Source organism: Microcoleus sp. BM001215392, assembly GCF_036700185.1.
Taxonomy (GTDB): Bacteria; Cyanobacteriota; Cyanobacteriia; order Cyanobacteriales; family Microcoleaceae; genus Microcoleus.
On record NZ_JAUBOJ010000678.1, the window covers coordinates 1 to 1709 of the forward strand.

Consider the following 1709-nt stretch of genomic DNA (forward strand, 5'->3'; position numbering starts at 1 on the left):
CGGGCGGGACGCCCATCCCACAAATATGTGTAAATTATTTAATTCGCGATCCTAAGAGAGTCGTTGCAAGTTACAAAAAAAGTCGGTCACAAGTCAGTACATTCTCAGTCTCGATCTCGGTCATCTGCGTGTTTTGATGAATTTGTAGATGGGATTAGAGGGAAAACAACCTCTCTTTAGCTGCAAGCCATCGGTTGCGAAAATTAGTAGCTCAAACATTGCAGCAAATAGGCAACGTCTTGAAAACACAGTTGAGGATTTTCACCATGAAGAAAAGTGTATTAACGATCGCGATCGCTACAGCAGCACTCTCTTTAGCTTTCTCTGGGTCGGCTAACGCAGGGCCAGGAATCGTGCTCCAGGGCCTCACGTTGAACGGCTGGAGTCTGAACGGCGGGCAGCTCAACGGCTTGAGAGTGAACGCTCCCGTGCTCCCGGGCACGAGTATGCAAGCGGCAAAACTGCAAGGCATGGAATTGCAAAGCCTTAAAGTCGAAGGCGGACAGCTTGTAGGCGTAACGCCAGTTGCTGCCCAATAGTTGAAGAAAGATAACTGAAAGCCAGATACCCGACTTCTCATACCAATTTAATGGGTCGTTGCACATATCTCGATCCCCCTAAATCCCCCTTAAGAAGGGGGACTTTGAGAAGAATCTTGTCCCCCCCTTTTTCAAGGGGGGCTAGGGGGATCAGGGTCTTGAGCGCCAGACAGAAGACTGGCATTACGTTTGACCTTAAACACTGCCGTGTCCTAGCCCCGATATCTCGACTGAAAACTGTACGTGGAGCCGATCGAACTCCGTGCAATTACGTTACATTTAAGTTAAGTAAAGCTCCTATATAAAATTTCAAATTGCTATGCTAGGTAATTTTCAACAAAGCCAACTGCGGATTGAGGTTGAAGCTTCGGAGACTGCGATTCGGGACAGTTTGGTGCGTCCGGTGCAGTTGCAGCAGTGGCTGTGGCCTCAGCAGTTTTCTAAGGGTTTGCCCGAATTGCTCGATCGAGAATTGACATTCACGAGTTGGATAGGCCCCGTAGCAGTGCAGCACTATGTGGAAATTGCCGAGTCAAATTGTCTGCGGCTGTTGTTGAGTCAGGGAATTGACGGGTTTCACGAGTGGTATTGGGGCGACGGTTGGGTGCAGTCTCGGTTGGAGGGAGTGTCGCTGCTACCGCTGAATTTGGGACAAACCGCTAGTTTGTTGCGTTTGCGGGAGTTTTTGACGAAGGGTAAGGGCAAGTAGGAAAGTTGTTTCCACATTCTACATTTCTTAGTCCGCGCAGGCGGACTTTGTTTTTGTAGCCGCGGTTTCAACCGCCGAGTCATCTGTTAACGTGAGCGATCCAGGTATAGTTATGAGCCTGCTTCCAGAGTCTACTCATCTAGGCAAATTGGAAATTATCGAGGTTTACGAATATTACGATGTACCGTGCCTATTTGCTTGTCGAAATGCGTCTGAACAGATATTTCTTGCGGTTTGGGCAAGCCAAACAAAAGAAATGGGAAAATGGCTTTATGTTCCCATGTCTATAGGTCGGTTTAAACGGGTTCGGTCTGGAAGTATTGATATACGAGATGCTTTTTTGACCGCTGAGGATGGTTTTGTTTATGAAGTTATCATCCCCTGCGACGATAGTTTTGATCGGGTAATATAGCAAGTCTAAATGATTCACAAAATTTTATTAAATACAATGGTTATGGATT

3 protein-coding genes are annotated in these 1709 nt (G+C 47.0%); all 3 read left to right on the top strand.

Going from position 1 to position 1709, the window contains the following annotated elements; all coding sequences use genetic code 11:
• Positions 1 to 266 precede the first annotated feature (266 nt).
• The 3 genes from QT974_RS34085 to QT974_RS34095 all read left to right on the top strand — a co-directional run bounded on the left by QT974_RS34085 (position 267) and on the right by QT974_RS34095 (position 1660).
• Complete coding sequence (locus QT974_RS34085; protein ID WP_333472774.1) at positions 267 to 539, top strand: hypothetical protein; 273 nt, start codon at positions 267 to 269, stop codon at positions 537 to 539.
• 319 nt (positions 540 to 858) lie between these two features.
• Positions 859 to 1248: a hypothetical protein gene (locus QT974_RS34090; protein ID WP_333472775.1), complete on the top strand. Its 390-nt coding sequence runs from the start codon at positions 859 to 861 to the stop codon at positions 1246 to 1248.
• Positions 1249 to 1360: 112 nt separating this feature from the next.
• Positions 1361 to 1660, top strand: a complete 300-nt coding sequence (locus QT974_RS34095; RefSeq protein WP_333472776.1) for a DUF6575 domain-containing protein — start codon at positions 1361 to 1363, stop codon at positions 1658 to 1660.
• Positions 1661 to 1709 lie beyond the last annotated feature (49 nt).